26 protein-coding genes are annotated in these 25,924 nt (G+C 48.3%); 12 read left to right on the forward strand and 14 right to left on the reverse strand.

Annotation, left to right across the window (positions count from 1 at the left end; all coding sequences use genetic code 11):
• The first annotated feature begins 12 nt into the window (after positions 1-12).
• From cmk to MN202_RS11110, 8 genes are all read left to right on the forward strand, one after another.
• A complete protein-coding gene (gene cmk, locus MN202_RS11075) occupies positions 13-702 on the forward strand; it encodes a (d)CMP kinase (protein ID WP_335736186.1) in 690 nt (229 codons plus the stop codon).
• Between the two features lie 110 nt (positions 703-812).
• On the forward strand, positions 813-2,492 hold the full coding sequence (gene rpsA / locus MN202_RS11080) for a 30S ribosomal protein S1 (protein ID WP_418334321.1): 1,680 nt from the start codon (positions 813-815) through the stop codon (positions 2,490-2,492).
• A 40-nt stretch (positions 2,493-2,532) separates the two neighbouring features.
• On the forward strand, positions 2,533-2,841 hold the full coding sequence (gene ihfB / locus MN202_RS11085) for an integration host factor subunit beta (protein WP_472511569.1): 309 nt from the start codon (positions 2,533-2,535) through the stop codon (positions 2,839-2,841).
• Between the two features lie 41 nt (positions 2,842-2,882).
• Entirely contained in the window at positions 2,883-3,125 is a 243-nt protein-coding gene (locus MN202_RS11090; protein WP_335736187.1) for a DUF1049 domain-containing protein, read from the forward strand.
• A 3-nt stretch (positions 3,126-3,128) separates the two neighbouring features.
• A complete protein-coding gene (locus MN202_RS11095) occupies positions 3,129-4,265 on the forward strand; it encodes an N-acetylglucosaminyl transferase (protein WP_335736188.1) in 1,137 nt (378 codons plus the stop codon).
• 15 nt (positions 4,266-4,280) lie between these two features.
• A complete protein-coding gene (pyrF, locus tag MN202_RS11100) occupies positions 4,281-4,985 on the forward strand; it encodes an orotidine-5'-phosphate decarboxylase (protein WP_335736189.1) in 705 nt (234 codons plus the stop codon).
• Between the two features lie 16 nt (positions 4,986-5,001).
• Positions 5,002-6,735, forward strand: coding sequence for a potassium/proton antiporter (locus tag MN202_RS11105; RefSeq protein ID WP_335736190.1), 1,734 nt, complete (start codon positions 5,002-5,004; stop codon positions 6,733-6,735).
• Positions 6,736-6,921: 186 nt separating this feature from the next.
• Positions 6,922-7,410: a hypothetical protein gene (locus tag MN202_RS11110; protein WP_335736191.1), complete on the forward strand. Its 489-nt coding sequence runs from the start codon at positions 6,922-6,924 to the stop codon at positions 7,408-7,410.
• A 103-nt stretch (positions 7,411-7,513) separates the two neighbouring features.
• Here the strand turns inward: MN202_RS11110 and MN202_RS11115 are convergent, their stop codons facing one another.
• From MN202_RS11115 to MN202_RS11125, 3 genes are all read right to left on the reverse strand, one after another.
• Positions 7,514-8,539: a GGDEF domain-containing protein gene (locus MN202_RS11115; RefSeq protein ID WP_335736192.1), complete on the reverse strand. Its 1,026-nt coding sequence runs from the start codon at positions 8,537-8,539 to the stop codon at positions 7,514-7,516.
• Positions 8,540-8,603: 64 nt separating this feature from the next.
• Positions 8,604-9,299 (reverse strand): SOS response-associated peptidase family protein, encoded by a 696-nt coding sequence (locus tag MN202_RS11120; protein ID WP_335736193.1) that lies wholly within the window; start codon positions 9,297-9,299, stop codon positions 8,604-8,606.
• 3 nt (positions 9,300-9,302) lie between these two features.
• On the reverse strand, positions 9,303-10,025 hold the full coding sequence (locus tag MN202_RS11125; protein ID WP_335736194.1) for a substrate-binding periplasmic protein: 723 nt from the start codon (positions 10,023-10,025) through the stop codon (positions 9,303-9,305).
• A 164-nt stretch (positions 10,026-10,189) separates the two neighbouring features.
• On the opposite strand from MN202_RS11125, the gene MN202_RS11130 reads away from it, so the two are divergent.
• Complete coding sequence (locus MN202_RS11130; RefSeq protein WP_335736195.1) at positions 10,190-10,798, forward strand: DUF938 domain-containing protein; 609 nt, start codon at positions 10,190-10,192, stop codon at positions 10,796-10,798.
• A 4-nt stretch (positions 10,799-10,802) separates the two neighbouring features.
• Here the strand turns inward: MN202_RS11130 and MN202_RS11135 are convergent, their stop codons facing one another.
• Positions 10,803-11,678, reverse strand: a complete 876-nt coding sequence (locus MN202_RS11135) for a hypothetical protein (protein WP_335736196.1) — start codon at positions 11,676-11,678, stop codon at positions 10,803-10,805.
• 75 nt (positions 11,679-11,753) lie between these two features.
• The gene (locus MN202_RS11140; RefSeq protein ID WP_335736197.1) at positions 11,754-12,938 is read right to left on the reverse strand and encodes a GNAT family N-acetyltransferase; all 1,185 of its coding nucleotides are present in this window, start codon (positions 12,936-12,938) and stop codon (positions 11,754-11,756) included.
• Between the two features lie 135 nt (positions 12,939-13,073).
• On the opposite strand from MN202_RS11140, the gene yghU reads away from it, so the two are divergent.
• The 3 genes from yghU to zapA all read left to right on the forward strand — a co-directional run bounded on the left by yghU (position 13,074) and on the right by zapA (position 14,592).
• Complete coding sequence (gene yghU, locus MN202_RS11145; protein WP_335736198.1) at positions 13,074-13,913, forward strand: glutathione-dependent disulfide-bond oxidoreductase; 840 nt, start codon at positions 13,074-13,076, stop codon at positions 13,911-13,913.
• 191 nt (positions 13,914-14,104) lie between these two features.
• Complete coding sequence (locus tag MN202_RS11150) at positions 14,105-14,305, forward strand: hypothetical protein (RefSeq protein ID WP_335736199.1); 201 nt, start codon at positions 14,105-14,107, stop codon at positions 14,303-14,305.
• On the forward strand, positions 14,305-14,592 hold the full coding sequence (zapA, locus tag MN202_RS11155) for a cell division protein ZapA (RefSeq protein WP_335736200.1): 288 nt from the start codon (positions 14,305-14,307) through the stop codon (positions 14,590-14,592). Before MN202_RS11150 ends, zapA begins: the two co-directional genes overlap by 1 nt.
• 17 nt (positions 14,593-14,609) lie before the next feature.
• Here zapA and MN202_RS11160 read toward each other — a convergent pair whose 3' ends face one another.
• The 9 genes from MN202_RS11160 to pgl form a co-directional block, all read right to left on the reverse strand.
• Positions 14,610-16,469, reverse strand: a complete 1,860-nt coding sequence (locus MN202_RS11160) for a DUF885 domain-containing protein (protein WP_335736201.1) — start codon at positions 16,467-16,469, stop codon at positions 14,610-14,612.
• A gap of 104 nt (positions 16,470-16,573) precedes the next feature.
• Positions 16,574-18,256 (reverse strand): NAD-dependent malic enzyme, encoded by a 1,683-nt coding sequence (locus tag MN202_RS11165; protein ID WP_335736202.1) that lies wholly within the window; start codon positions 18,254-18,256, stop codon positions 16,574-16,576.
• A gap of 65 nt (positions 18,257-18,321) precedes the next feature.
• Positions 18,322-19,167 carry an HDOD domain-containing protein gene (locus tag MN202_RS11170; protein ID WP_335736203.1) on the reverse strand — a complete coding sequence of 282 codons (846 nt, stop codon included), beginning with the start codon at positions 19,165-19,167 and terminating at the stop codon, positions 18,322-18,324.
• 183 nt (positions 19,168-19,350) lie between these two features.
• The gene (locus MN202_RS11175; protein WP_335736204.1) at positions 19,351-19,818 is read right to left on the reverse strand and encodes a Dps family protein; all 468 of its coding nucleotides are present in this window, start codon (positions 19,816-19,818) and stop codon (positions 19,351-19,353) included.
• Positions 19,819-20,023: 205 nt separating this feature from the next.
• Positions 20,024-21,613, reverse strand: coding sequence for an ABC-F family ATPase (locus MN202_RS11180; RefSeq protein ID WP_335736205.1), 1,590 nt, complete (start codon positions 21,611-21,613; stop codon positions 20,024-20,026).
• Positions 21,614-21,768: 155 nt separating this feature from the next.
• Entirely contained in the window at positions 21,769-22,425 is a 657-nt protein-coding gene (locus MN202_RS11185; RefSeq protein ID WP_335736206.1) for a bifunctional 4-hydroxy-2-oxoglutarate aldolase/2-dehydro-3-deoxy-phosphogluconate aldolase, read from the reverse strand.
• Positions 22,409-23,395 carry a glucokinase gene (locus tag MN202_RS11190; protein ID WP_335736207.1) on the reverse strand — a complete coding sequence of 329 codons (987 nt, stop codon included), beginning with the start codon at positions 23,393-23,395 and terminating at the stop codon, positions 22,409-22,411. The genes MN202_RS11185 and MN202_RS11190 overlap by 17 nt, the downstream gene beginning before the upstream one ends.
• A complete protein-coding gene (edd, locus tag MN202_RS11195) occupies positions 23,388-25,220 on the reverse strand; it encodes a phosphogluconate dehydratase (RefSeq protein ID WP_335736208.1) in 1,833 nt (610 codons plus the stop codon). The genes MN202_RS11190 and edd overlap by 8 nt, the downstream gene beginning before the upstream one ends.
• Before the next feature lie 9 nt (positions 25,221-25,229).
• The gene (gene pgl / locus MN202_RS11200) at positions 25,230-25,922 is read right to left on the reverse strand and encodes a 6-phosphogluconolactonase (protein ID WP_335736209.1); all 693 of its coding nucleotides are present in this window, start codon (positions 25,920-25,922) and stop codon (positions 25,230-25,232) included.
• Positions 25,923-25,924: the final 2 nt, after the last annotated feature.

The following is a 25,924-nucleotide window of genomic DNA, read 5'->3' on the forward strand; positions in this document are numbered from 1 at the left end:
TAAGGGGGTAGGATGCCACACTCTGCAGCAGTAATTACCATAGATGGCCCGGGTGGCTCAGGCAAAGGCACAATTTGTCGTTTGCTGGCTCAACGCTTAGGCTGGCAATTACTCGACAGTGGCGCCATATACCGCGTTTTGGCGCTGGCGGCTATGCATCATCAGATTGCCAGCGACGATGAAGAAGCATTACAACCGTTAGCCGCGCATTTAGATGTGCAATTTGGTAGTGATGAACAAGGTAATATGCGCATTACGCTGGAAGGCGAAAATGTAACGCACACCATACGTACGCAGGAAGTAGCTGATGTTGCTTCAAAAATTGCCTCGTTACCCCGGGTGCGTGAGGCGCTGCTACGCCGTCAGCGGGCTTTTTCTGAAGCACCGGGGTTAGTGGCAGACGGCCGTGACATGGGCACAGTGGTATTTCCGCATGCTGAGGTTAAAATCTTTTTAACCGCTACGCCGGAAGAGCGCGCCAGACGGCGCTTTTTAGAGTTGAAAGAAAAGGGCTTTGATGTTAACATCGGCGACCTTTTAAGCGAAATCCAAGCCAGAGACGAGCGTGATATCAATCGCGCCACCGCGCCACTGAAACCTGCGGCCGACGCCTACATGCTGGATTCGACAGATAAAACGATTGAACAAGTGTTGGAAGAGGTACTGAACTACGCCGGCATGAAATTGCCAGCAACGTTGTGAACCAGGCCAAAACCGCATTTTGGACAGCCTGTTAAATGGATTTAATCAGGTAAATTTAGCAACCCCACAACGCATGATGCAGCGTGGAGCACTCAACCGAAAAAGTGAATATGACTGAAAATTTTGCACAATTATTTGAGGAAAGCCTCAAAGCCATCGAAACCCGTCCGGGTGCCATTGTTAAAGGTACTGTTGTTGCTGTTCTGAAAGACGTCGTTATGGTTGACGCCGGTCTGAAATCAGAAGCCGCAATTCCGGTTGAGCAGTTCAAATCTCTGAGCGGCGAAATCGAAGTTAGCGTTGGCGACATCATCGACGTAGCATTAGACGCCATTGAAGATGGTTTCGGCGAAACCTTACTGTCTCGCGAAAAAGCTAAACGTCACGAAGCCTGGGTACGCCTGGAAAAAGCTTGTGAAGACAAAGAAACTGTTATCGGTGTTATTACCGGTAAAGTTAAAGGTGGTTTCACAGTTGAAGTTGACGGTATTCGTGCATTCCTGCCTGGTTCATTAGTAGACGTACGTCCGGTGCGTGACACTCTGCACCTGGAAAACAAAGAACTTGAGTTCAAAGTTATCAAGCTGGATCAGAAGCGCAACAACGTGGTGGTATCACGTCGTGCGGTTATCGAATCAGAAAGCAGCCATGAACGTGACCAGTTGTTAGAAACACTGGAAGAAGGCATGGAAGTTAAAGGTATCGTTAAGAACCTGACTGACTACGGTGCATTCGTTGACTTAGGTGGCGTAGACGGCTTACTGCATATCACTGATATGGCATGGAAGCGCGTTAAGCACCCAAGCGAAATCGTTAACGTTGGCGACGAAATTCCAGTAAAAGTACTGAAATTCGACCGCGAGAAGCAGCGCGTATCTTTAGGCCTGAAGCAAATGGGCGAAGATCCGTGGGCAGCTATCGCTTCACGTTACCCAGAAGGTGCACGCATCACTGGTCGCGTAACTAACCTGACTGATTACGGCTGCTTCGTAGAAATCGAAGAAGGCGTTGAAGGTTTAGTACACGTTTCAGAAATGGACTGGACTAACAAAAACATCCACCCATCTAAAGTTGTTAACTTAGGTGATTCTGTGGAAGTTATGGTTCTGGAAATTGACGAAGAACGTCGTCGTATTTCTTTAGGCCTGAAACAGTGTAAAGCTAACCCATGGGAAGAGTTCGCTAAGGGCTTCAACAAGGGCGATCGCGTAAGCGGTAAGATCAAGTCAATCACTGACTTCGGTATCTTCATCGGCCTGGACGGCGGCATCGATGGTCTGGTTCACTTATCAGACATCAGCTGGAATGCCACTGGCGAAGAAGCGGTTCGCGACTTCAAAAAAGGCGACGAAGTACACGCAGTTGTGTTACAAGTTGACCCAGAGCGCGAGCGTATTTCTTTAGGTATCAAGCAGCTGGACGAAGACCCGTTCAACGGCTACCTTGCTGACAACAAAAAAGGTGCTATCGTTAAAGGTGAAGTAACTGCCGTTGACGCTAAAGGCGCTACTGTCATGTTAGAAGGTGCAGTTGAAGGTTACGTTCGTGTATCTGACATCGCGCGTGAGCGTATCGAAGATGCCACTACTGTACTGAAAGTAGGCGAAGAAGTTGAAGCTCGTTTAATGGGTGTTGACCGCAAAAACCGCGTAATCAGCCTGTCAATCAAAGCTAAGTTCGAAGCTGAAGAAAAAGAAGCTATGGATACTATCAACAGCAAGCAACAAGAAGCTGATTTTGGTGGTAACGCTATGGCCGAAGCATTTAAAGCTGCTCAGAAGCAGGATTAATTGCTGACAAAGCAGGGGGCAACTGCCTCCTGCTTTATTAATTAGCAGGTTTGCCGGAGGGTCTATGACCAAGTCTGAATTAATTGAAAAATTAGCTACTGATTTCCCCCATATTCAGGTCAAGGATGTTGAAGCTTCAGTTAAAGAAATCCTCGAGCAGATGGCACAGTCTCTGTCTTCTAACGAACGCATAGAGATCCGTGGCTTTGGCAGTTTTTCACTGCATTATCGTGCACCACGCGTTGGTCGTAATCCTAAGACCGGTGACAAAGTGGAACTGGACGGTAAATATGTACCGCATTTTAAACCGGGCAAAGAGTTACGTGACCGGGTAAAAGATAACACCTGATCCTCAAGCCTTAGTGTTTGCAGGCGTAAACGGAGTTTCCCTTGCGCAGACTACTTTTTATTGCAGTAATAGTAGCCCTGATTGTAGTAGGGGTACTGTTTGGCTCTATAAATCAGCAGCTGGCTGATTTACATCTTCTTATTATCAACGTGCAATTACGTGTTGTGGACATCGCACTGCTGTTCCTGTTACTTGGCCTTGTGCTCGGTTTGCTCATTTCCTTGTTGTACTCTTTGCAACGCAAAGCTAAAGGTTGGCTGCGTAAATCAGCGGACCACAGTTAAGCTATGTTAGAGCTGCTGTTTTTATTGTTACCGGTAGCTGCAGCTTATGGCTGGTTTATGGGACGTAATAGCGTTAAGCATAAAGAGCTAAAAGGCCGTGCCAGCATTACCCGTAATTTATCCTCCGGCTTAAACTTTCTGCTTACCGATCAGGAAGACAAAGCCATAGAGCAGTTACTTGAACTGCTGGATATTGAAGCGGCAACCATTGAAACTTACCTGGCGTTAGCCAATTTGTTCCGCCGTAAAGGTGACTGGGACAAAGCTATCCGCATACACGAAAAGTTACATCAGCTGAAATTGCCTAAACCGCAGGCGCAGCAAATTCAGTTTGAGCTGGCCAAAGATTACTTTGCTGCCGGCTTATATGACAGAGCAGAAAAACTGCTGGTCAATTTGGTCAGGGCACCGCAACTGGCAGAACTGGCTTTAAAGCAGTTATTCAGTATATTTATAGCCACTCACGAGTGGCAAAAGGCGTTGCAATACCAGGATGCTGTGCTGCAAACAGATTCGCGCTCTTTGCGCATCGCTTTGGCCAATATGCATGCAGAGGCGCTTGCTGCAGACAATACCAGCGATCTTCAGCTGCTAAATAAACTGGCAGACAGTTGTCCGGCAGCAATACGACCGAAATATGCGTTAGCAACAGCAGCACTGCAACAACAGAATAAGCCGCTAGCTAAATCAGCCTTGCGCTACATAGTTGAACATAAACCGCAATGGAGCGCGGATATCCTGCCTTTATTGCAACAGTGTGAATTGGCCGCCGAAGAGTGGTATCAGTTACTGAGCCAGCTGGCTAACAAACATAATAATATCAGCGCCGTGGTATTACTGGCCGATTGGCTGGCTGAACATGGTTCGGCCACTGCAGCAGAGCATTTTTTACTCGATAAGCTGCGGCAACAACCCAGTATCCGTTTATTTCAAAAGCTGTTGCAACTGCGTCAGCAACAATCGGCACCGGCGGCAGAGGCGTTATCGTCAGTTGAAGAGCTGGTAAACGCCTATCTGGCAAAAAAGTCGCTGTATAGCTGCCGTAACTGCGGCTTTAAAACCCGCAAACATTATTGGTTGTGTCCGTCATGTCAGCAGTGGGAAACAGTAGAGCCCATCGGCGGCATCGACGGTCGTTAAAGTAAAGGAAAAAGCATGTCTTGTCAGACCCCTGTGGTGGTTGCTCTTGATTTTGAAAATAAAGCTGAAGCGCTTAATTTAGTTAGCCAGCTTGACCCTGGCTTATGCCGGCTTAAAGTGGGCAAGGAGATGTTTACCCATTTTGGTCCGACGTTGGTACAAGAGCTGCAAAGCCGCAAATTTGATGTGTTTTTAGATTTAAAATTTCATGATATTCCCAATACGGTCGCTAAGGCAGTAAAAGCCGCGGCAGATTTAGGTGTCTGGATGGTGAATGTTCACGCCAGTGGTGGTAGCAGAATGATGAGCGCAGCCCGTGAATCTTTGGTATCCTATGGCACTGAAAAACCACACCTTATTGCTGTTACTGTGCTTACCAGTATGGAGCAGAGCGATCTAACTGAGCTGGGTATAACCCTTACACCACAGCAACAGGTAATAAAGCTTGCTAACCTGACACAGCAAGCCGGTTTAGACGGTGTGGTGTGTTCTGCGCAGGAAGCTACACTGTTAAAACAACAATTTGGTAAAGATTTTATGCTGGTAACGCCAGGTATAAGGCCTGCCAGCAGCGCGCAAGATGACCAGCGTCGGGTAATGACGCCGGCGCAGGCACTACAGGCTGGCGTCGATTACATGGTGATCGGCCGCCCAATTACTAAGGCTGCACAGCCACTTGATGCCTTGCATGCCATAGTACGGGAGATTTCAAACGCTTAATTAATAGGAGGTTAGGGTGGATGGCATAAACCTCGCAATATTAGTTGGCGGTTTTCTTTTTGTAATCAGTATTGTTGCTACCCTGATTTCAGCGCGCCTTGGCGCGCCTATGCTATTAGTGTTTCTGATCATTGGTATGTTGGCCGGCGAAGAAGGTCTGGTCGGCATTCAGTTTGATAATCCCGAAGTTGCCTTTTTTATCGGTTCTATTGCATTGGTCATCATATTATTTGATGGCGGTATGCGAACTCACCCCGAACGTTTTCGTGTTGCCTTAGCGCCGGCATCAATGCTGGCCACGGTTGGTGTGGTGCTAACCTGCGGTATTGTTGGCGTCGCAGCCGCCTATTTGCTTGACTTGACCTTACTGCAAGGCCTGCTGCTGGGCGCTATTTTAAGTTCTACCGATGCAGCGGCAGTATTCTCAATATTCCAATCACAAGGTTTGCGCATTAAAGAGCGGGTGGCATCAACGCTGGAAATAGAGTCGGGCAGTAATGACCCGATGGCGGTTATGTTGACCTTAACTCTTGTGGGTGTACTGGCACAAGGCGAGCCACTGAACTGGAACGTTGGCAAAACCTTTTTACAACAAGCTGTGGTTGGTGCGGTAATGGGATATGCAGCAGGGCGCGTCTTTGTCTATTTATGTCGTAAATTACCGTTGAGTTTTGCCTTTTTCCCATTACTGGCTGTAGCCAGTTGTATTTTTATCTATGCGGCAACCAATATGTTTGGTGGTAGTGGATTTTTAGCGGTGTATTTAATGGGCTATCTGGTAGGCAATGCCCGTTTGCCGCAGATAATCCATATATTGCGCATGCATGACGGCCTGGCCTGGATCAGTCAAATCAGTATGTTTTTGATGCTGGGATTGCTGGTGGTACCTACCAATTTGTTAAATCACCTGGTACCGGCATTATTGCTGGCAGCAATACTTATTTTTGTTGCCCGGCCAATTGCGGTAGTCATTAGCCTGATCCCATTTCGTTTTCCGGTAAGAGATCAGTTATTTATCAGTTGGGTAGGTTTACGTGGTGCTGTGCCCATTATTCTGGCGCTGTTTCCATGGTTAGCCGGCATGCCGGATGAACATTTGTATTTTGACGTTGCCTTCGTCGTAGTTATCGTATCTCTGGTGTTACAAGGCTGGAGCATAGTACCGGTAGCACGCTGGTTAAAGCTGGAGGTACCAAAAGAACTGGCACCGGATCAGGCGATGCCGCTGGATGCAGTACCCAGCAATGATGTAATGGAAGTGCTGGCGTTTAAAGTAACCGATAGCTCTCCGGTTCTAGCATTAAGCTGGCAGGATCTGCAGTTTAAGCAGCCAATTCAGTTTTTAGGCGTGCTGCGCGACGGCGAATGGCTACTACCAGAGAAAAAACCGGTATTTAACGCCAAAGACACTCTTATGGTGCTGGCCAAGTTAAAGCATGTACAGAAAATAAGTGAAGTACTGGCCAATGATGCAGAAAAATCAGTACTGAGTAACAGCAACTTCTTTGGTGATTTTGTGCTGAATGGCGATATCAGTCTGGGTGACTTAGATGCATTCTATACCATTAATCTTGTTGGTCAGGATAGTCAGCAAACCCTGGCTGGCTATATAGCACAGCGCTTCCATCGCCGGGTGGTTATTGGTGACCAGGTACAATTAGATCAGTTGCTATTAACGGTGCGCCAGGTAAACGACGCCGGTGAAGCAACCCAGGTGGGTATTAAGCCGGTGGTAGCAAAACAAGATTAAGCAGAATATCTAGCGATATGAATAACATAATGCAGCATACTTTTTATCGGCCATATTCAATAGCTCATAATGTATATTATGTTAAATGGACTATTAATATTAGTTCGCTTTATTTTTCGTTACTAATACTACCCCATGCTATATTGCAAAACTCTCATTTCAGGACAAGTAACAACGGATTTACTCATGCGATCAAAGTTTTACCTTCTATTTGTACTCATTCCCCTTTTTACATACGCTGATCAACAGTACAGCGAAACCCACTGCAACGAACTTAAGAAAGAAAAAGAACGCATTCAAGAACGTTTCACCAAGGGCTATGGTGTCGCTGAAGGCAATTACTTAAACGATCGCGACAGAGAACTTTTCCAAATTATGCGCAAGTATTGTGTAGCACCAATTAAACCAAATGATGGTGTCGATTATAAACAAGGTGAAACGGATAGCATCCCCGAAATCTCATACGATAGTAGTTCTATCAATGATAATTGGTCGGCACAAAATCGCACTTACGAAGGTGAAAAGTTAAAGGCCTGGGCAGCTTTTTATAAGATGCCGGCAAAATGCAGACAAAAGAACTCAGCAAATCATGACTTTGTCGCCTGTGCTGATGATAAGGCAAAACAGAAAATCCAGTTTGAAAGCTATTGGCGTAATAATATAAAAATCAATTAAAAGCTGTAACACTGGCTATACACAACACTGGCCGCCTGCCACTGGCAATCAGCAAAACAGCTCGAGACGACACGGGAAAAGCTACGCTTACTAAAAACTCAGCTTACGTTTGTGTCCGCACTTCATTGATGCTCTGAATAACTGATCTTGATTTCACTGCATCCAGTTTATTTAGCCCTTGTACTAATTCGCCTAGTTGCACCATCGGCGTCAGCTCTGGCTTGATCACCGAGTAAACGATATGAAAGTGGTGATTTGCCAAAGCTGTAGAGGTTTCTGTTTCAAGATTGGCCATTAACCGCTCCAGAGCCAGCCGGGCACTGATTTCGTCATTGCAGGGTAACAATACATAAAAGTCCCCTATGCTACGCCTGAAAAATAAATCGGTATTTCTAAAGGATTTTTCCAGAAAATAAGAAATATTTAGCAGGATTTCATCGGCATAGCGTTGTCCCCGCTCTAGCGCTATGTTTTGCATCTGGGCGACTCTGATGGCGGTGATCCACACTTGCTCAGCATTTCGGTTGGATTCTTTTGCTGATTTTATTGCCTGGTTGCAGTAATTATGCAGCGATTTTTCCAGTGAGTTACCGTTGAAAAATCCGGTTAATGTATCCCGCTCCAGTTTATCGAATAACTTAAGTAAATTGCCAAACACATCAAACATTGCATGCTTGTTATTTATAAAACCATGCAAAGCTGATTCTTCCTTAAACTCAAGGTGCAAGACATGGCCAACTGAACTTTCAGCAAGTAGTACAGGAATGTAGATATGAACCGATTTATCTGCCTTGCTAGTCTCGGTGCAGTAAGTCTGTTTCAGTACACTTTGATAAAGAAACTCAGATATTCTACTGCCATCCTTTGCCACCCATGGCATTTCGCGCAGTAATTTAATACTCAGATGGCTGATGTCGGCAATAGTCGCAAGAGATGTGCCTTTAGTTTGGTGAACTTCATAAATAGAAACCGAGGTAATGGCGGGTACGGCTAACAAAGCGTGTAGCATGGTGTCTGTTAACGATAACGAATCGGTTTGTAATGATAACTTAGTAATCACTGCCAAATTAAACTTTAACTGTAACGTGACAAGATTGTTCTCGCTATAGTTGGTTGTTTTCATATCCATTTAGCGCAGCCTTTTTGCAATATGCAGCAATCAGTATACTTTATAGCCTATGTATGTTTTTTAGCTAGTCATCTTTTTCAATGTCAAAACCGGCACTTAGCGGCAAATAGGTGCTGGGTTTATCTATTTGTTGTGCCACCAGGGTTTGGGGTAAATGTGGTTTTAGTAAGGTGGTAAACATGTCGGTATTGTTGTTAGTTTCATCGAGCCAGGCGTTAATTAAAGCGCTGTCTTGTGGCAGTATCAGTGGCATAGATTTACTGTGAATGGCACTGAGTTTGGCATGTGGTGGCAAGGTTATTATCGAGCAGGATAGCGCCGTCTCACCGGTTTGCCGGTTTAACCATTCACGGTATAAACCACCTAACAACAGGCCGCCATGTTTGGCCGTCAAATCGTGATAATGCAGCGCTTTGCCGTTAACGTATTCGCTTTCGCCAAAACCCTTTACTGGTATGACACAGCGGCTATGCCGGTACGGCAGATAGCCGGCAGAACCTTTAACATTTAGTTTGTCGTAGCGGGTATTAAAAGAAGTGTACTTAGACGGGCTAAAACCTTGTGCTGTCGGCTCTAGCAGCAACCACCAGATAGCGCTGTCCATACGTCTTTGACCATGGCTTTGCCGTATTATGCTAAGTGGCTGTGTCGCGCGGATAAAACGGTTTACAATCAACGGTGTAGAAAACAATTCAAGCTGCAGGCCTTCGCACAGTGCGATGACATCCGGATCGTCGGTGACATTTAGTCTGCCGCACATAAACTAATTATAAAGCGCATATTTACCCTCTTGCCTGATCTGTTGCAGTGCCTGCCGGAAGGCTTCATGCCGCTTGGCATAACGGCCGGTTTTTGAAATAGCAATATGGGCTTCTATAACGGGTTGTTGATGTAACGGCGCCAGTGTAAGGATAGTTTTGTAACGGGCGTTGTTGGCAATTTTTGCCTGGGTAATATGCTCTGGGCCCACGACGATGTCAGTATCACGAAAAAACAATGCAGCCAGCGCCTCATCCATATTATTGGCTGTGGTGATAACATAACCGGCGGCTTTGTAGTTATCTTGCAACCCGGCTGAATAAATCAGGTCTTTTACCAGCATAACTCTTAAGCCTGGTTGATCCTGCAATTGGTAGTCTTTATGAATAAACCAGCTTTCTGAACGGGCAATATCAAATGGCATCAGATGAAAACGTTGTTCCCGTTGTGGCGAATACAACAAACTGGCGACGATATCGACCTCCCCGTGTTCAAGTTGCTGCAAGCAGCGGTTTACCGGTGTCGGTAAGGTAAAGGTCAATTCAACATTAAGCCGACTGGCGAGGTCCTGCATCAGGTTAACCATTGGGCCGTATGGCGTTTTGCCAGGCTCATAGTGTTGCCGCTTAGGCACGTGGTCGAGACACCACAGCAACTGCTCAGGCTGAGCCGCTGCTACATCAGACAGTAACATGGCAGTAAACAACAGACTTATGCGGTTTGGCAATGCGTATCCTTTATCGCAACCAGAGCTAAGATGTGGTATCAAGTATAGCCTAACAGGTAAGACGATGACCATAACCAAAACAGCACAGCATTGGCGGCAACGCTAAACCGTATTAGCAAGCCGCGGTGCCAACTAATAGCAATGCTACGCGAGGCTTAAAACCTATGCTTTATCCCGATTTACCCTATTCTCAGGCCTGTGAAAACAACAAAGCGGCCATACTGGCGGTGTTGCATCAAGCCTTTGCTGCCAGCAGTAAGGTACTGGAAGTGGGCAGCGGTACTGGCCAGCACGCTGAGTACTTTGCTTCGCATTTAGCCCATTTAACCTGGCAGGCATCTGAACAACCGCAATACTTAGCCCCTTTGGCAGAGCGTTTACGCCGGGCCGGTTTAGCTAACCTCCCCTTGCCTGTCGCGCTGGATATTTGCCAGGACACAGTACCAAAGCCAGCTTTTGATGCGTTGTTTAGCGCCAATACCTTGCATATCATGCCGTGGAACGTGGTTAAACAGTTTTTCAGCAGGTTAAACCAGTTGCTCTGTCAGCCGGCTACACTGTGCATTTATGGCCCGTTTAACTATAACGGTAACTTTACCAGCGACAGCAACCGACTGTTTGATCAGTCTCTAAAAAGCCGGGATCCGGCGATGGGTATTCGCGACTGTGCTGCCGTTGTTGCTTTGGCTGCTGCTGAAGGTTTTACGCTGCAGCAGGATCACAGCATGCCCGCCAACAACCGTTTACTGCAGTTTGTAAGTAGCAAGCCTTAGTGCGTTAAAAATTGGTGTGATACACCTGATTGTACAGTGCTGTGATCTTGGCGTGTGAACTGCTGTCAAACCAGCGCAAGTGCGCCTGCAGGTAGCGTTTATCCTGGCTTGCCTGTCTGATAGCGTCATTGTACAACTGTGCCAGCTTTTGCCCCTGTTCGGTTTTGCTGCACATAATGTAGCCACCGCTGTATTCGGTTGCTTCAGTGATATTGACACTGGCTAAGGGGACAGCGTGATGTAGTGCTTCGGTATAATGTTGCACCACATTAGGATACTCGACGATCAGCTCTATACGGCCGTTCACCAGCATATCCAGTAGCGCTGCGGCTGTCATGTCGCTGGCAGTGCGGGTGTAAATTCGATTACGCCTGGCTAGCTGCGCAAATAATTGCTGTAGCGGCTCACCATAGTTACGCCCACCAACGATACCGATCCGCGCCTGCGGTAATATTGCACTCAGAGCGGCCAGTGACTGCGTCGCTTCCTGTGGTTGGTTTTGGCTAAGCCCGGCTTGCTTTGCAGTAGCCTGCAGCATATACAAACGTAAGCCAGGAAAAATAAGCTGTGGCAGTGCGGTAAAATAAGCGAAAGTTTCGCGCTCTGCATTACGCACTTTATTGCCGGTGCACGCCAATGTATTGCTTTTGAGGATCTGAAAGGCGCGTTCATTATTTACAATACTGACACTGTCCTGATAACCCGGCATATGTTCGAGTAACAGCCGCCTTGTCGCAGCATTGATATCGATACCGGGTACATTTTTATACACCACTGCAGCATCGTCCATATCGGTAAGCCAAATAGGCTCGTCCGCATAACACTGCACCATTACTGCTGACATTAACATCAGTGCAGCCGCCAACGAAGTGGATGTCATAGCTACCTTATATTAAAAGTTGTGTTTCAGCGCTAAACCAGTATAGACAGCCTGGGTTAAAGTTTCGCTTGTTTGCTAACTATTTACCGGCATATCAGTTGGTAGTTGTTTAAAAGGCAAAGCCTGCATGGCCTGGTTTTTATAGTGCTGCAGCTGCGCCGTCTCGCGCGTAAAATAGTCAGCAATGGCGCCGGTTAACGGGGTGTCAGCAAACAGATAACTGCCATAACGCGTAACCGGAACAAAGCCGCGTTTCAGCTTATGCTCACCCTGGGCGCCGGCATCAAAATACTCCAGCTTATGCCTAATGCAATAATCTATACCCTGATAATAACACAGCTCAAAGTGCAGGCAGTCGGCTGGTATTAACGTGCCCCAATAGCGGCCATACAGGGTGTTGTTGCTGCGAAAACACAGTGCGGCAGCGACAATTTGCTGCTCATCGCCGGCGGCCAGCGCAGCAAATACCACCAGGCTGTCGGCCATGGTTTTTGCCAACATCTTAAAGCTTGCCTCAGTGATATAACCCTGATGACCAGAGCGTTTAATGTACGTGGCCTGATAGCAGCGAATAATGGCTTGCCACTGGTTGTCAGTGAGCTGATTGCCGTGCAGCGTAGCCAGAGTAAAAGCGCCGCTGTTGCTGCGTTCAGCCCGGATTTGTTTGCGTTTGCGCGCGTTGAGTCGCTGCAAAAAATCATCAAAGCTGCCATACGCCTCGTTGTGCCATAAAAACTGCACATCATGGCGGGATAAAAAGCCTTCAGCGGCCAGCTGCTGCGCTAAGCCTGCACAAGGGTACAACCATTGCACGCTGTGCAATTCTTTAGTTGCCAGCCGCTGTTTTAGCGTATCGCACAGTATAGGCATCAGTGTAGCGCTAAGCGTGTCGTGCAATATTCCCAGTCTTGGCCCGCTGACCGGCGTAAAAGGTATGGCAGCTATCCACTTTGGATAGTACGGCAACTGATATTGTCTGTAAGCCTCGGCTATTTGCCAGTCGAACAGGTATTCACCGTATGAGTGCAGTTTATAGTAACCCGGCACTGCCGCCAGCAACGTATCCTGTTGCCAGACGGTAAGATGCTGGCTGATCCAGCCGCTATGGTAGCTGCTGCTTGCCGTATCAACGCTACCGCCCTGCTCCAGCGCCAGTAAAAAAGCATGCCGGCAAAACGGGTTGTCGTCAGCGGCAGTAAATAACCCATCCCACTGCGCTGCCGACACCTGCGTCAGTGAGGTCAGCCATTTAATTTGCATCGCAGTTAGTCAGATTGGTTATCAGGTAGAATAAAGCCGTATGCATAATGTTTATTTGCCATCTTGTGATGTGGTATCGCGACAACTATATCCTAAGTGTTCAATGAATTAATACGCAGCAGATAAGGAATTAGCATGAGCCAAATTTATACTCCGCCCAAAGTCTGGGCTTGGAACGCAGCCAATGGTGGCCAGTTTGCCAGTATTAACCGCCCGGTATCAGGCGCTACCCATGATAAAGTGCTGCCACAGGGTAAACAGCCTTTGCAGCTGTACTCACTGGCAACACCAAATGGCGTCAAAGTCAGCATCATGTTAGAAGAGTTGCTGGCGGCCGGTAAAACCGATGCCGAGTATGATGCCTGGCTTATCAGCATAAAAGATGGCGACCAGTTTGGCAGCGGCTTTGTTGATATCAACCCTAATTCAAAGATCCCGGCATTGTTTGATAACACTAACGGTGTGCGATTATTTGAATCTGGCTCTATTTTGCTTTATTTAGCACAAAGGTTCGGTGCCTTTTTGCCTGAAGACACCGCCAAACGTACCGAAGTAATGAACTGGCTGTTTTGGCAAATGGGCAGTGCCCCCTTTGTCGGCGGCGGTTTTGGCCACTTTTATGCGTACGCACCAGAAAAGTTTGAGTACCCCATCAACCGCTACGCTATGGAAACCAAGCGTCAGCTTGATGTACTGGATAAGCAGCTGGCTAAACATGAATTTGTCGCCGGTGACGAATACAGTATTGCCGATATGGCGATTTGGCCCTGGTATGGTGCTATAGCCCTGAACCTGGTTTATGCGGCGGCAGAGTTTTTAGACACCGCCAGTTATAGCCACTTAATGCGCTGGGCAAAACAGATTCAAGCTCGTCCGGCGGTTAAACGCGGTTACATAGTAAACCGTAATTGGGGCGACGGGCCACAATTAGCCGAGCGCCATAGCAGTGCTGATTTTGCTCAGTTTGGGCTCTAGCAGCGGTTGTGGCAAGCGGTTTGCGGGCGGCCTTTTTAGCATAAATGCTGCTGTATAAGCGCACAGTGCGATGGTTTCTGTTTAAGTTGTTGTTTTAATAAGCAAACAGCGCGGCAGACCTTATTTTTACTGGAGTTGCAGGACTAAATTCAGTAAGGTGCCGCTCCTTTAATGCCGTTATGGAAATCACAATGTCAGCTCTACTTACCCAACTGGAAACCGCGGTTCAACAACTGCTGCAGCAAAATAGTCAGCTAAAGCAGCAACTGAATGAATTGAATGAACAACATGAACTATTACAATTAGACGTTATGGAAAAAGAAGAGCAACAAAACGCTGCAACCGCACGCATGCAAAGCCTGCTGGATGCAGTTAATGCCGGAAACGGCTAATGTCGGTGTCACAGCCGGTGTTAGCTGTAACGGTATTTGGCCGCGACTATCAGTTTAAGGTGCCACAAGGCCAACAAACACAGTTGCAACAGTTGGCAGATAGCCTGAATGAAAAACTGTCTGTGCTACACAGCCAGTCACCACTTAGCAGCCGCGATCAGTTGCTGGTGCTTACCACGTTAAACACGCTGCTGGAACTGTCACAGCTACAGCAACAGTCAGCACAGGCACAACGTAGTATCAGCAATTTGCTACAGCAGATTTCAGGCCAGCTTAAGCCGGCCTGATTTGCTACTGCACAGGCCTAGCGGCTTTTAACGCTGGCGATCCAATTGTCTACCCGCTTTTCCAGTACATCCAGCGGCAAGGCGCCGCCACTGAGTACAGTGTCATGAAAAGCGCGGATATCAAAGCTATCTCCCAGTTGTTGCCGGGCCTTATCGCGCAATTGAAGTATTTTGATCATGCCAATTTTGTATGCTGTCGCCTGCCCTGGCCAGACAATGTAACGGCGTACTTCAGATATTACTGCGCCTTCGGCAATTGGCGTTTTGTCCAGAAAATAATCTATCGCTTGCTGCTCTGTCCAGCCTTTGCTGTGTAAGCCGGTGTCAACGACCAGGCGCACCGCACGCCACATTTCGGTTATTAACCGGCCAAAATCAGAATACGGGTTTTGATAAGCGCCCATTTCTTTCGCCAATAATTCTGAGTACAGCGCCCAGCCCTCGACATAAGCAGTAAAACCGGCCTGGGTACGGAACGTCGGTACTGTTGTCAGCTCCTGCGCAATAGAGATTTGCATATGGTGGCCCGGGCTGCCTTCGTGATAAGCGATGGCTTCCATTTCATTTTTCGGCATAGCGCGCATATCGGATAAGTGCGCATAGTAAATGCCTGGTCTGGCGCCATCTGGTGTGCCGGGGAAATAATGCTGCGCTGCGCCCGGTTGTTCACGAAACGGTTCTACCCGTTTAACGATAAGATCAGCTTTGGGCAGAATGCCAAAGTACTGCGGCAATTTTTCTTCAATAAAGGCCAGGTACTGACGCGAGTCTTCCAGGTAGCCTTCGCGGCCGGCATCGGTATCAGGGTAATAGAACTGGTCATCCTGTTTGATAAAGCGGAAAAAATCTTTTAACCCGCCGTTAAACCCTACCTGGTTTTTAATCGCGATCATCTCGTCGGTTAACCGCGCTACTTCGTCCAGACCGATTTGGTGGATCTGCTCGGCAGTTAAATTGGTGGTCGTCGACACCTTCAACTGGTAATCGTAATACGCCTTGCCATTTGGCTGCTTGCCGACACCGGTAGCTATGGCATCAGTTTTAGCAATATCTTGCTCAAGCCACTGTTTTAACGCGTTATACGCCGGCAAAAAGTGGCTGTGCAGTGCAGCGCGGGTTTCATCGGTAAGCTGTTTTGCCTGCTCGTCGGTAAGTTTATCTTCTTTCACCAGAGCCGCTATTTTACCTTTAGCATCACTCCAAAGCGGAATATCCTGCTCACTGTCAGTAAAGGGAGCGCCATTTAGCAAGTTGTTAATTTGCTGCAGAACACCGTCATAGGCAAAGCGTGGTGGCCGGACATCATGCCGGCTATTATTTTGCGCCCGCTCGAGCAATTGGGTAATGGCGACGCTGATCCCTTCAATCCGTTTGACGTAAGCCTGCATATCTTCGGCTGTGTCCACTTTATGAAAGTTAATCATGATCTGCGGCAGCATGGCGTGAATGCCTTGCATCTGGGTAAAAATATAAGCGTTGCTACGGAAGTTTACGCCCTCTTTTGCCTGCTCATACTGATAAATCCACACATCATATGAGGTTTGAGCTTCAGGCTCGAGTTTGGTGTAGTCAAAACTGGCTTTGAGCTCAGCTACCGTGGCGCCAAGCCATGCCAATTGCGCGTCTTCGGCAGCGACGGTGGTATCATCAACCTGATCGTACTTGTCTTTACGGCCAAGAAAGGTCATTTGCAGCGGACTTTGTTGTAACTGCTGTTCGTATTTTTCTTCAAACCATTGATTTAAACGCGCAGTTTCAGATATCGCCGCTTCTGTTGCCACAGCAGGTTGTGGCACAGACGTGGTGGTTTGCTCCGGAGCAGGATTACAACCGGATAAGATGGCAGCAATAGCCAAAGCCAGTACAGACTTGTACATCACAGTTTCCTTTTAGTATGGATATAGGTTAATCATACTAACGCTGTGATGCATCTTAGCCTAAAACAAATTGTAAGCAGATTTGTCCTGCGATCTGCTTAGGATCAGGCACTAACGCGTTTATATTGGCGGTACTGCGGTGTCCAGAAATTCTGTTCGATTTTCTGTTGTAGCAGCTCGTCGTCCAGTTCCAGTGCCAGGCCTTGTTGCATGGCCACTTTGGCCACATTAAACGCAATTTGCTTACTCAGCGCCGCCAGCTCGGTAAAGGCCGGCAGTAAGCCACCACTGCCGCTGTTAGCCAGTGGTGAGGCATCGGCCAGAGTTTTACTGGCGGCTCGCAGCATTTCATCACTGATGATACGTGCCTTAACTGCCAGTACACCTAAGCCAATACCCGGAAATATATAGCTGTTATTGCACTGGGCAATCGCATAGCTTTTACCTTTATAGCTTACTGCTTTAAACGGGCTGCCGGTCGCAATGATCACATCACCGTCGGTCCAGTTAATTACCTGCTCGGGGGTAGCTTCTACCTGACGTGACGGATTAGACAACGGAAAAATAATCGGCGTATCACAGCCTTTTTTCATTGCCCGCACTACAGCTTCTGTAAATAACCCCGGCTGGCCGGACACACCAATCAGTATACCGGGTTTGGCGCAGTTCATTACATCGCGCAGGCTTGGAAACTCGCTGCTATAACTCCAGTCAGCAATAGCGGTGGCGGGTTGTACCAAGGCTTGTTGAAAATCGCGTAAGCCAGGCGTGGTTTCGGTTAACAAACCGAAGCGATCTATCATGTAAATTTGACTGCGAGCCTGTTGCTCACTGATGCCTTCGGCTACCATCTGGCTGATCACCTGCTCGGCAATACCACAGCCGGCAGAACCTGCTCCGACAAAGACCACTTTTTGCTGCGATAAACGTGCATTTTTGCTGCGACACGCGGCCAACAGCGTGCCAACGGTAACGGCTGCAGTCCCCTGGATATCATCATTAAAACAGCAGATTTGCTCGCGGTAACGTTGTAACAGCGGCATAGCGTTGGGCTGCGCAAAATCTTCAAATTGAATAATGGCCTCTGGCCAGCGCCGTTTTACTGCCTGAATAAACAAGTCAACAAACTCATCATACTCAGCCTGGCTCACCCGCTTTTGCCGCAGCCCCATGTACATCGGATCATTTAGCAGCTTTTCGTTGTTGGTGCCTACGTCCAACATTACCGGTAACGTATAGGCCGGACTGATGCCGCCACAGGCGGTGTACAGCGACAGTTTGCCGATAGAAATACCCATGCCGCCAATACCCTGATCGCCAAGGCCCAGCACCCGCTCACCGTCGGTGACAACGATTACTTTAACCTTGCGTTTAGTGGCATTACGCAGCACATCATCTAAATGATGCCGATCCTGATAACTGATAAACAAACCACGGGCACTGCGATAAATATCAGAAAATTGCTCGCAGGCATCGCCTACTGTTGGCGTGTATACAATGGGCAACATCTCTTCCAGATGCTGCTGCAACAGACTGTAAAACAGGGTTTCGTTGTTGTCCTGAATGGCGCGCAGGTATATATGCTTGTTAATGGCGGTATCAAAGCTTTTATATTGCAAATAGGCACGGCTTACCTGCTCTTCAATCGATTCATAGCGTGGTGGCAACAAACCTGCCAGATTAAAGGCTAAGCGCTCTTCTGCAGTAAAGGCACTGCCTTTATTTAATAGCGGCGTTTCTAACAGGGCCGAACCGGCGTAGGCAGTATACAAAGGTGATTTTTTCATAGTACAGCTCAAAAATAAGATCCCAATAAGGCAACGGCGGCCTATAGGCCGCCGATCACAGAAGATTAATAAATGGTGCTGATCCTGGGGTTTAACACCGACAATAAAAACAAGCCTTCGGTGTTACAGAAATCTATAGCCCGGATGATGTCTTGTTGTGTCAGGTTTAGCAACTCTAAAACAAAAGGATCGACCAGTTGGCGCGTGTTGTAGATATCAGGATGCTGGTTGGCCAACGCCAACCGTACCGCAAGATGAATAACCAGCTGCGCTTTGTTTTTCTGATCAAAACGGCTGCTGTGCTGCAAAGCTACAGGTTCAATAATACTGTCGGGTAATTGCCACAGGTGTAGTAGTTCTGCACCACATTCAGCATAGGTGAAGCCTAACAGGCTTTGCTGCAGTTGCCAGGGCCTGACTTCAGCACTGTACTGCTGGCATTGCTTGGCTTGTTCGGCGTCGAAGTTCAGTACTACCATTTCGCCAATATTGTGTAACAGGCCGGCGACATAATAACGATCAGCCGGTTTTAACTGACACTGCTGAGCTAAAAACTTGGCGATAAGCGCAGCATTAATGCTTTGCTCCCAAAATCGTTCCAGATCAATAGCTGAGGTATCTACCCGACTGCAAGCAGAGGCTATACCTATGCTGAGCACCAGATTATAAACCTGAGTTTTTCCAAGCACTAACAGTGCTTTACTGACCGATTCTACCTGATAAGGCAGACTATATATTGCACTATTTGCCAGTTTTAACAATTTAGATGTTAACACCGGATCCAGCAAAATAACGTCGGCAATCTCATCCAGACTGGCCGTATCAGAGTCCATCAATTGTTTAACTCTGAGATATCCTTCCGGCAGGGCAAAAAGGTCTGCAACAGACTGTGCATATTGCAAAGCTTTCATTGAATATAGTCTCCTTCAGCGGACACCTGACATAGGGTGTCAGCTATAAGTGTTACTGCTGGGCGCGATTTTACAAGCTTTGGCAGGAAAAACTTAGTAATTTTTGCCGGATAGACGATTTTATCTGACGAGTGGGTATAACAGCCTCAGGCACAGCTACTTGTACCTGAGGCCAGAACTGAATTAGGCCACCAGGCTACGCAGCATCCAGGCATTTTTTTCATGCACAGTCATACGTTGGGTCAGCAAATCCAGCGTAACTTCATCAGAGGCAGCATCTGCAACCGGCACTATAGAACGGGCTGTTTTGGCAATGGCTTCCTGGCCTTTTACCAAATCTTTAATCATGTCTTCGGCAGACGGGATCGTATCGGCTTCTTTAATACTGGTCAGTTTGGCGTACTCTTTGTAAGAACCCGGCGCAAACTCACCCAAAGCACGAATACGCTCGGCAATTTCATCTACGGCTAAGGCCAGCTCGTTGTAGTGGGTTTCAAATAAGGTATGCAGCGTCTGAAACATCGGGCCGGTAACATTCCAATGATAGTTGTGCGTTTTTAAATACAGCGTATAGGTATCAGCCAGCAATACCGATAAGCCATGAGCAATAGCTTTACGTTGATCTTCTTCAATACCAATATTGATCTTCATAACGACTCCTTGGGTTAAGCACGGAAACAAATTCACCTTAGCACAAGACCTGATAACGGTGTCAGGGCTGGTTAACTCTGACTGTGATTTTGTTTGTGCAATCAGACGATTGTTAAGACATGGCGACGAACCGGCACAATTTCAAGCCATAAAAAAACCGGCCTGGCCGGCCGGTCTTTTACGCGATAGCTTAACGTGCGCCAGGTTACACGGTTTGTGCTGCCAGGTACTCTTCGTAGCTGCCGACAAAGTTACGGATATCTTTATCCGTAATTTCGATAATACGGCTAGCCAGACTGGAGACGAACTCGCGGTCGTGACTGACAAACAATAAGGTGCCTTTGTAATGCTCCAGCGCTAAGTTTAACGATTCAATGGATTCCATATCCAAGTGGTTAGTTGGTTCATCCATCACCAGGATATTCGGGCGCTGCAGCATTAACTTACCAAATAACATCCGGCCTTTTTCACCACCCGACAGCACTTTTACCGACTTTTTAATCTCGTCCTGCGAGAACAACAAGCGGCCTAAAATGCCGCGGATAACCTGCTCGTCATCGGAGGGTTGTTTCCACTGGCTCATCCAGTCAAACAGGCTCATCGCTTCGCTAAATTCATGCGCATGATCTTGCGCATAGTAACCAATTTTGGCATTTTCCGACCATTTCACCGTGCCGGACTCGGGAGTTAAATCGCCTACCAGACATTTCAATAATGTCGACTTACCGATACCGTTAGCACCAAGAATCGCCACCTTCTCGCCGACTTCTATCGTCATACCGAGGTTTTTTAGCAGTTTAAGCTCGCCAAAGCCTTTATGTAAGCCCTCGACTTCCAATGCCAGACGGTATAACTGCTTTTGCTGCTCAAAGCGGATAAAGGGGTTAACCCGGCTGGAGGCTTTAACTTCTTCCAGCTGAATTTTATCAATTTGCTTAGCACGTGATGTGGCCTGCTTAGCTTTAGAAGCATTGGCAGAGAAGCGGCTAACGAAGGTTTGTAGCTCAGCGATCTGGGCTTTTTTCTTGGCATTATCAGATAACAAACGCTCACGTGCTTGGGTAGCGGCAAACATATATTCGTCGTAATTACCCGGGTACAGGCGCAGTTCACCATAGTCAAGATCGGCCATATGGGTACAAACGCTGTTTAAAAAGTGTCTGTCGTGCGAAATGATGACCATAGTGCTGTTGCGCTCAGCCAACACGTTTTCTAACCAACGTATAGTGTTAATATCCAGGTTGTTGGTAGGTTCGTCCAACAGCATAATTTCCGGATCGGCAAACAATACCTGCGCCAGAAGTACCCGAAGCTTAAAGCCCGGTGCTATCGCTGACATAGGGCCAAAGTGTTGCTCTACCGGTATGCCAACGCCAATAAGCAATTCACCGGCGCGTGACTCTGCGGTGTAGCCATCCATTTCACCGAAAGCCACTTCAAGGTCGGCAACCTTCATGCCGTCTTCTTCGCTCATTTCGGCGCTGCTATAGATGCGATCGCGCTCTTCCTTTACTGCCCACAGTTCTGCGTGGCCCATTATTACCGTGTCGATAACAGAATACTGTTCAAAGGCAAACTGATCCTGATGCAACTTAGCAACACGATGATTTGGCTCAACAAACACATTACCGGCACTTGGCTCAAGCTCACGGCTTAAAATCTTCATAAAGGTAGATTTACCGCAGCCATTGGCACCGATTAAACCATAGCGGTTACCTTCGCCGAATTTAATCGAAATATTTTCAAACAGCGGCTTGGCGCCAAATTGCATCGTAATGTTAGCAGTTGATATCACAGTGTGTTCCAGAACAGGTTAAAACGGCATACAGGCCCGGATGTCGGGACGCAGCAGGGTAAAAAGTGCGCTACTATACGCCTTTTTGGGCGTAAACTCAAAACAAACGCCCGGTTTAACCGGGCGCTTAAGTATTAAACTGTATTGTTACAGCTTTAGCGTTGTTGCGCCTGAGCTACTGCTGTTTTACACAGCTCGGTAATACGGCCCCAATCTTTAGCGGCAACAGCGTCATCCGGTACTATCCAGGAGCCACCAACACATTTCACATTTGGCAGTGCCAGGTATTCAAGAAAGTTTTTCTCGTTAATACCGCCGGTTGGACAAAAGCGGATATCGGCAAACGGGCCATGGATAGATTTTAACGTTTTCACGCCGCCTGCGGCTTCGGCCGGGAAAAATTTAAAGTGGGTATAGCCAAGGCCAGTGCCTTCCATTAATTCAGAAATACTGGCAATACCCGGAATAAGCGGGATAGCCGCATCTTTACCAGCTTGCAACAGTTCGCGGGTTAATCCCGGGCTGATGGCAAACTTGGCACCGGCGTCGACCACTTGCTGTAATTGCGCAGCAGTTGTAACGGTGCCGGCACCAACTATCGCATCCGGTACTTCCTGTGCCAGCAAACGAATCGCATCCAGCGCTACCGGTGTACGCAGTGTTACTTCCAGTACTTTAATACCACCGGCTAACAATGCTTTTGCCATCGGCACGGCATCATTCAAATCTTTAATGACGATCACCGGAACCACTGGCCCCTGCTCAAATAAGTTGCCCGGTTGTAACTGCCAGTTTTCAAATGCCATATTCATTACTCGCCAAAAATTGTTTCAGGTAGACCGCAGCACCGACTAAGCCCGGTTGTTCTGCTGTCACGACATAGGTGGCGATCTGGCGATTAAAAGCGCTAAACCGGCCTTTTGCTTCAAAACGGGCTCTGAACTCGCTGTCAGCAAGCAGAGGTAATAATTTGGGGGCTATGCCACCGGCAATATAAACACCGCCGAAGGTGCTAAGGGTTAATGCCAAATCACCGGCTACACTGCCCAGGCTGGCAAAAAACTGCTTAACGGTGTCTTGCGCCAGGGTGCTTTGTCCGCTGAGTGCCAGGCTGGCAATTTCAGCTGCATTTACCGGCTCTGCCGGTTGCTGACGGTATAACGCCAGTGCCTGATAGATGGCTTCCAGCCCGGGGCCGGACAACAAACGCTCGGGTGACACATGGCCATATTGTTTGGCCAGGGTTTGCTGAATAAACCATTCCTGCTCATTCTGCGCGGCCCAATCGATGTGGCCACCTTCACCGGGTAAAGGGATAAACTGGCCATGTACGTTAATCAGATGCGCCACTCCCAGGCCTGTACCGGCACCCAGTACCGCCATTGGCTTAGCATCTTGCGCCTGGCCGCCACCCACTTTAACTTTTTGCTCTTCACTTAATGCCGGTAAACACATGGCTACTGCGGTAAAGTCGTTCATTACATTCAGTGCCGCCAGGCCAAGTTGTTGCTGCATGGCCTTAACGGAGAACTGCCAGTGAAAATTGGTCATGCTGATCTGATCACCGGTCACCGGACAGGCGATCGCAATGGCAACATGCTTAATGTCAGCGACATCTTGTTGTTGCATATAATGTGTCAGCGCATCAGCGAGGGTGGCAAATTGCGCGCAGGGATACACCGCAACTTTATCCAGCACCAGACTGTCCAGCGCCACCCGGCTAAAGCGGGCGTTAGTGCCGCCAATATCGGCCACTATAGCGTGAGACGGCAGCTTAGCCATGCAGATGCTCCTCAGTGGTAAACAAGCTGCAAGCGCCCTGCTCGGCTCCGGTCAGCTGGCTGCGCAGCGCGCCAAACATTTCGCGGCCCATACCATAATAACTTGATGCCATATCCATAGTTGCAACTTCACGTGCAGCAAACTCTGCCTCTGGCACCAGTACTTCTAAGCGGCCACTATTGCCATCGACCAGCATCATATCGCCGGTTTTTATTTTGGCGATATTGCCACCGTCAACGGCTTCCGGTGTGACATGTATAGCGGCAGGCACCTTGCCCGACGCGCCAGACATGCGGCCATCTGTGACCAGTGCCACTTTAAAGCCGCGGTCTTGCAATACGCCAAGTGGCGGTGTCAATTTATGCAGCTCTGGCATGCCACAGGCTTTTGGCCCCTGAAAGCGCACGACAACAATACAATCTTTGTTCAATTCGCCGGCTTTAAAGGCTGCATCCAGCTCATGCTGGCTTGAGAACACTACCGCCGGCGCTTTTACCACTTCAGTGCCTTCACGCAGGGCTGAGGTTTTAATGACGCCACGACCGACATTGCCAGACAACACTTCTAAGCCACCATGGGCTTTAAACGGTTTTTTCACTGTGGCTAACACATCCGGATCTAACGATTGTGCCGGGGCATCTACCCAAACCAGCTTACCGTCCTGTAGCACCGGTTGTTGGGTATAACGGCGCAGGCCCGGGCCTGCAACGGTTTGTACGTCTTCGTGCAGTAAACCGGCGTCGAGCAACTCACGAATTAGCAGCGCCATACCACCGGCATACTGGAAGTGGTTGATATCGGCCTGGCCGTTAGGGTAAATGCGGGTAAGCAGCGGTGTGGCAGCCGACAGCTCGGCAAAATCGTCCCAGTTAACTATAAAACCGGCAGAGCGCGCCATGGCAATTAAGTGCATAGTGTGGTTGGTTGAACCACCGGTTGCCAACAGGCCTACTATGCCGTTAACTATGGCTTTGGCATCAATCATCTTGCCGGCGGGTAAATAGTCAGCACCCAGATCAGTTAAACGGGTAACCTGACGTGCCGCCGCTTTGGTCAGTTCATCACGTAGTGGCGTACCCGGGTTAACAAAAGATGAGCCGGGTAAATGCAGCCCCATAATTTCTACAACTAACTGATTTGAGTTGGCGGTGCCATAAAATGTGCAGGTGCCGGCAGAGTGATAAGACGCCGACTCTGCGGCCAGCAACTCTTCTTTACCCACTTTTCCTTCAGCATACAGCTGGCGTACCCGGGCTTTTTCTTTATTAGGAATGCCTGATGGCATGGGGCCGGCGGGCACAAATACAAAAGGTAAATGGCCAAAGCTCATCGCCGCCATAAATAAACCCGGCACAATTTTATCGCAAATGCCCAGCATCAAGCCGCCATCAAACATATTGTGCGACAAGCCTACTGCTGCTGACATGGCAATAATATCGCGGCTTAGCAGGCTAAGTTCCATGCCAGGTTGGCCTTGCGTTACGCCGTCACACATGGCCGGTACGCCACCGGCAAATTGCGCCACGCTGCCAACGTCACTAACAGCTTGCTTAATCAGCGCCGGATAATGCTCATACGGCTGATGCGCCGACAACATATCGTTGTATGACGACACTATGCCGATATTGGCTTTAGTCAGGCTGCGTAAATCGCTTTTATCCTGCTGATTACAAGCGGCAAAACCATGCGCCAGATTACCGCAGCTGAGCACGCCCCGATGCGGGCCTTTCAGCCGGGCCTGTTCAAGTCGTTGCAAATAAATGTCTCTGCTGCGCTGACTGCGGGCAATAATTCTGTCCGTTACTTTCTGAATCACAGGATCCATGACTATCCCCTACTTAGCTGTGTACATCACCGTTACGTTAGCAACAGGATGTTGTAAAAATGCCCGGATTGGCATGGCATAAACATCAGTGTCTGCCATGGCTTTATCCAGTACTGAAAGTTTGTTGCTGCCCACCAGATGTAAAAATATCAGCCGGCTGTTAAGTAAACGCGGCAAACTAAGTGACATACGCTGGTACGGTGCTGTCGTCGGCTCAGTTGCCAGTACCGCCGGTGCGTCTGGTGCCAGACCTTGTTTAATTTGGCCGCTGCAGGGAAACAATGATGCCGTATGGCCATCTTCGCCCATGCCAAGGATCACTGCATCAAAGGTGGGTAACGCCGCAATGCGCGGCAGCACCTGAGCAACACCATCAAAGGCCGACGCAGTATTGGCATACAGGCTGATAAACTGCGCTGCTTTGGCGTTGTTTTGCAACAACGTGGCTTTAACCAAGCGCTCGTTGGAGTCAGCCTGGCTATCGTCCAGCCAGCGATCATCTGCCAGCAGTACCGTTACTTTATCCCAGGCCAGCTCGGTTTGGCTGAGTGTCTGAAATAAGGCTTGAGGTGTTTTACCGCCTGATACCACTAAATATGCAGCGCCACGCTCATCTATTGCCTGCTGCAGCAAGGCCAGCAACCGGTTTGCAAAATCCTGATTTAATGCCGTGGTATCGGTAAATTGTTGTAGTTGCATCATCG

It is taken from the genome of Rheinheimera muenzenbergensis, from assembly GCF_036984005.1.
GTDB lineage: Bacteria > Pseudomonadota > Gammaproteobacteria > Enterobacterales > Alteromonadaceae > Alishewanella > Alishewanella muenzenbergensis.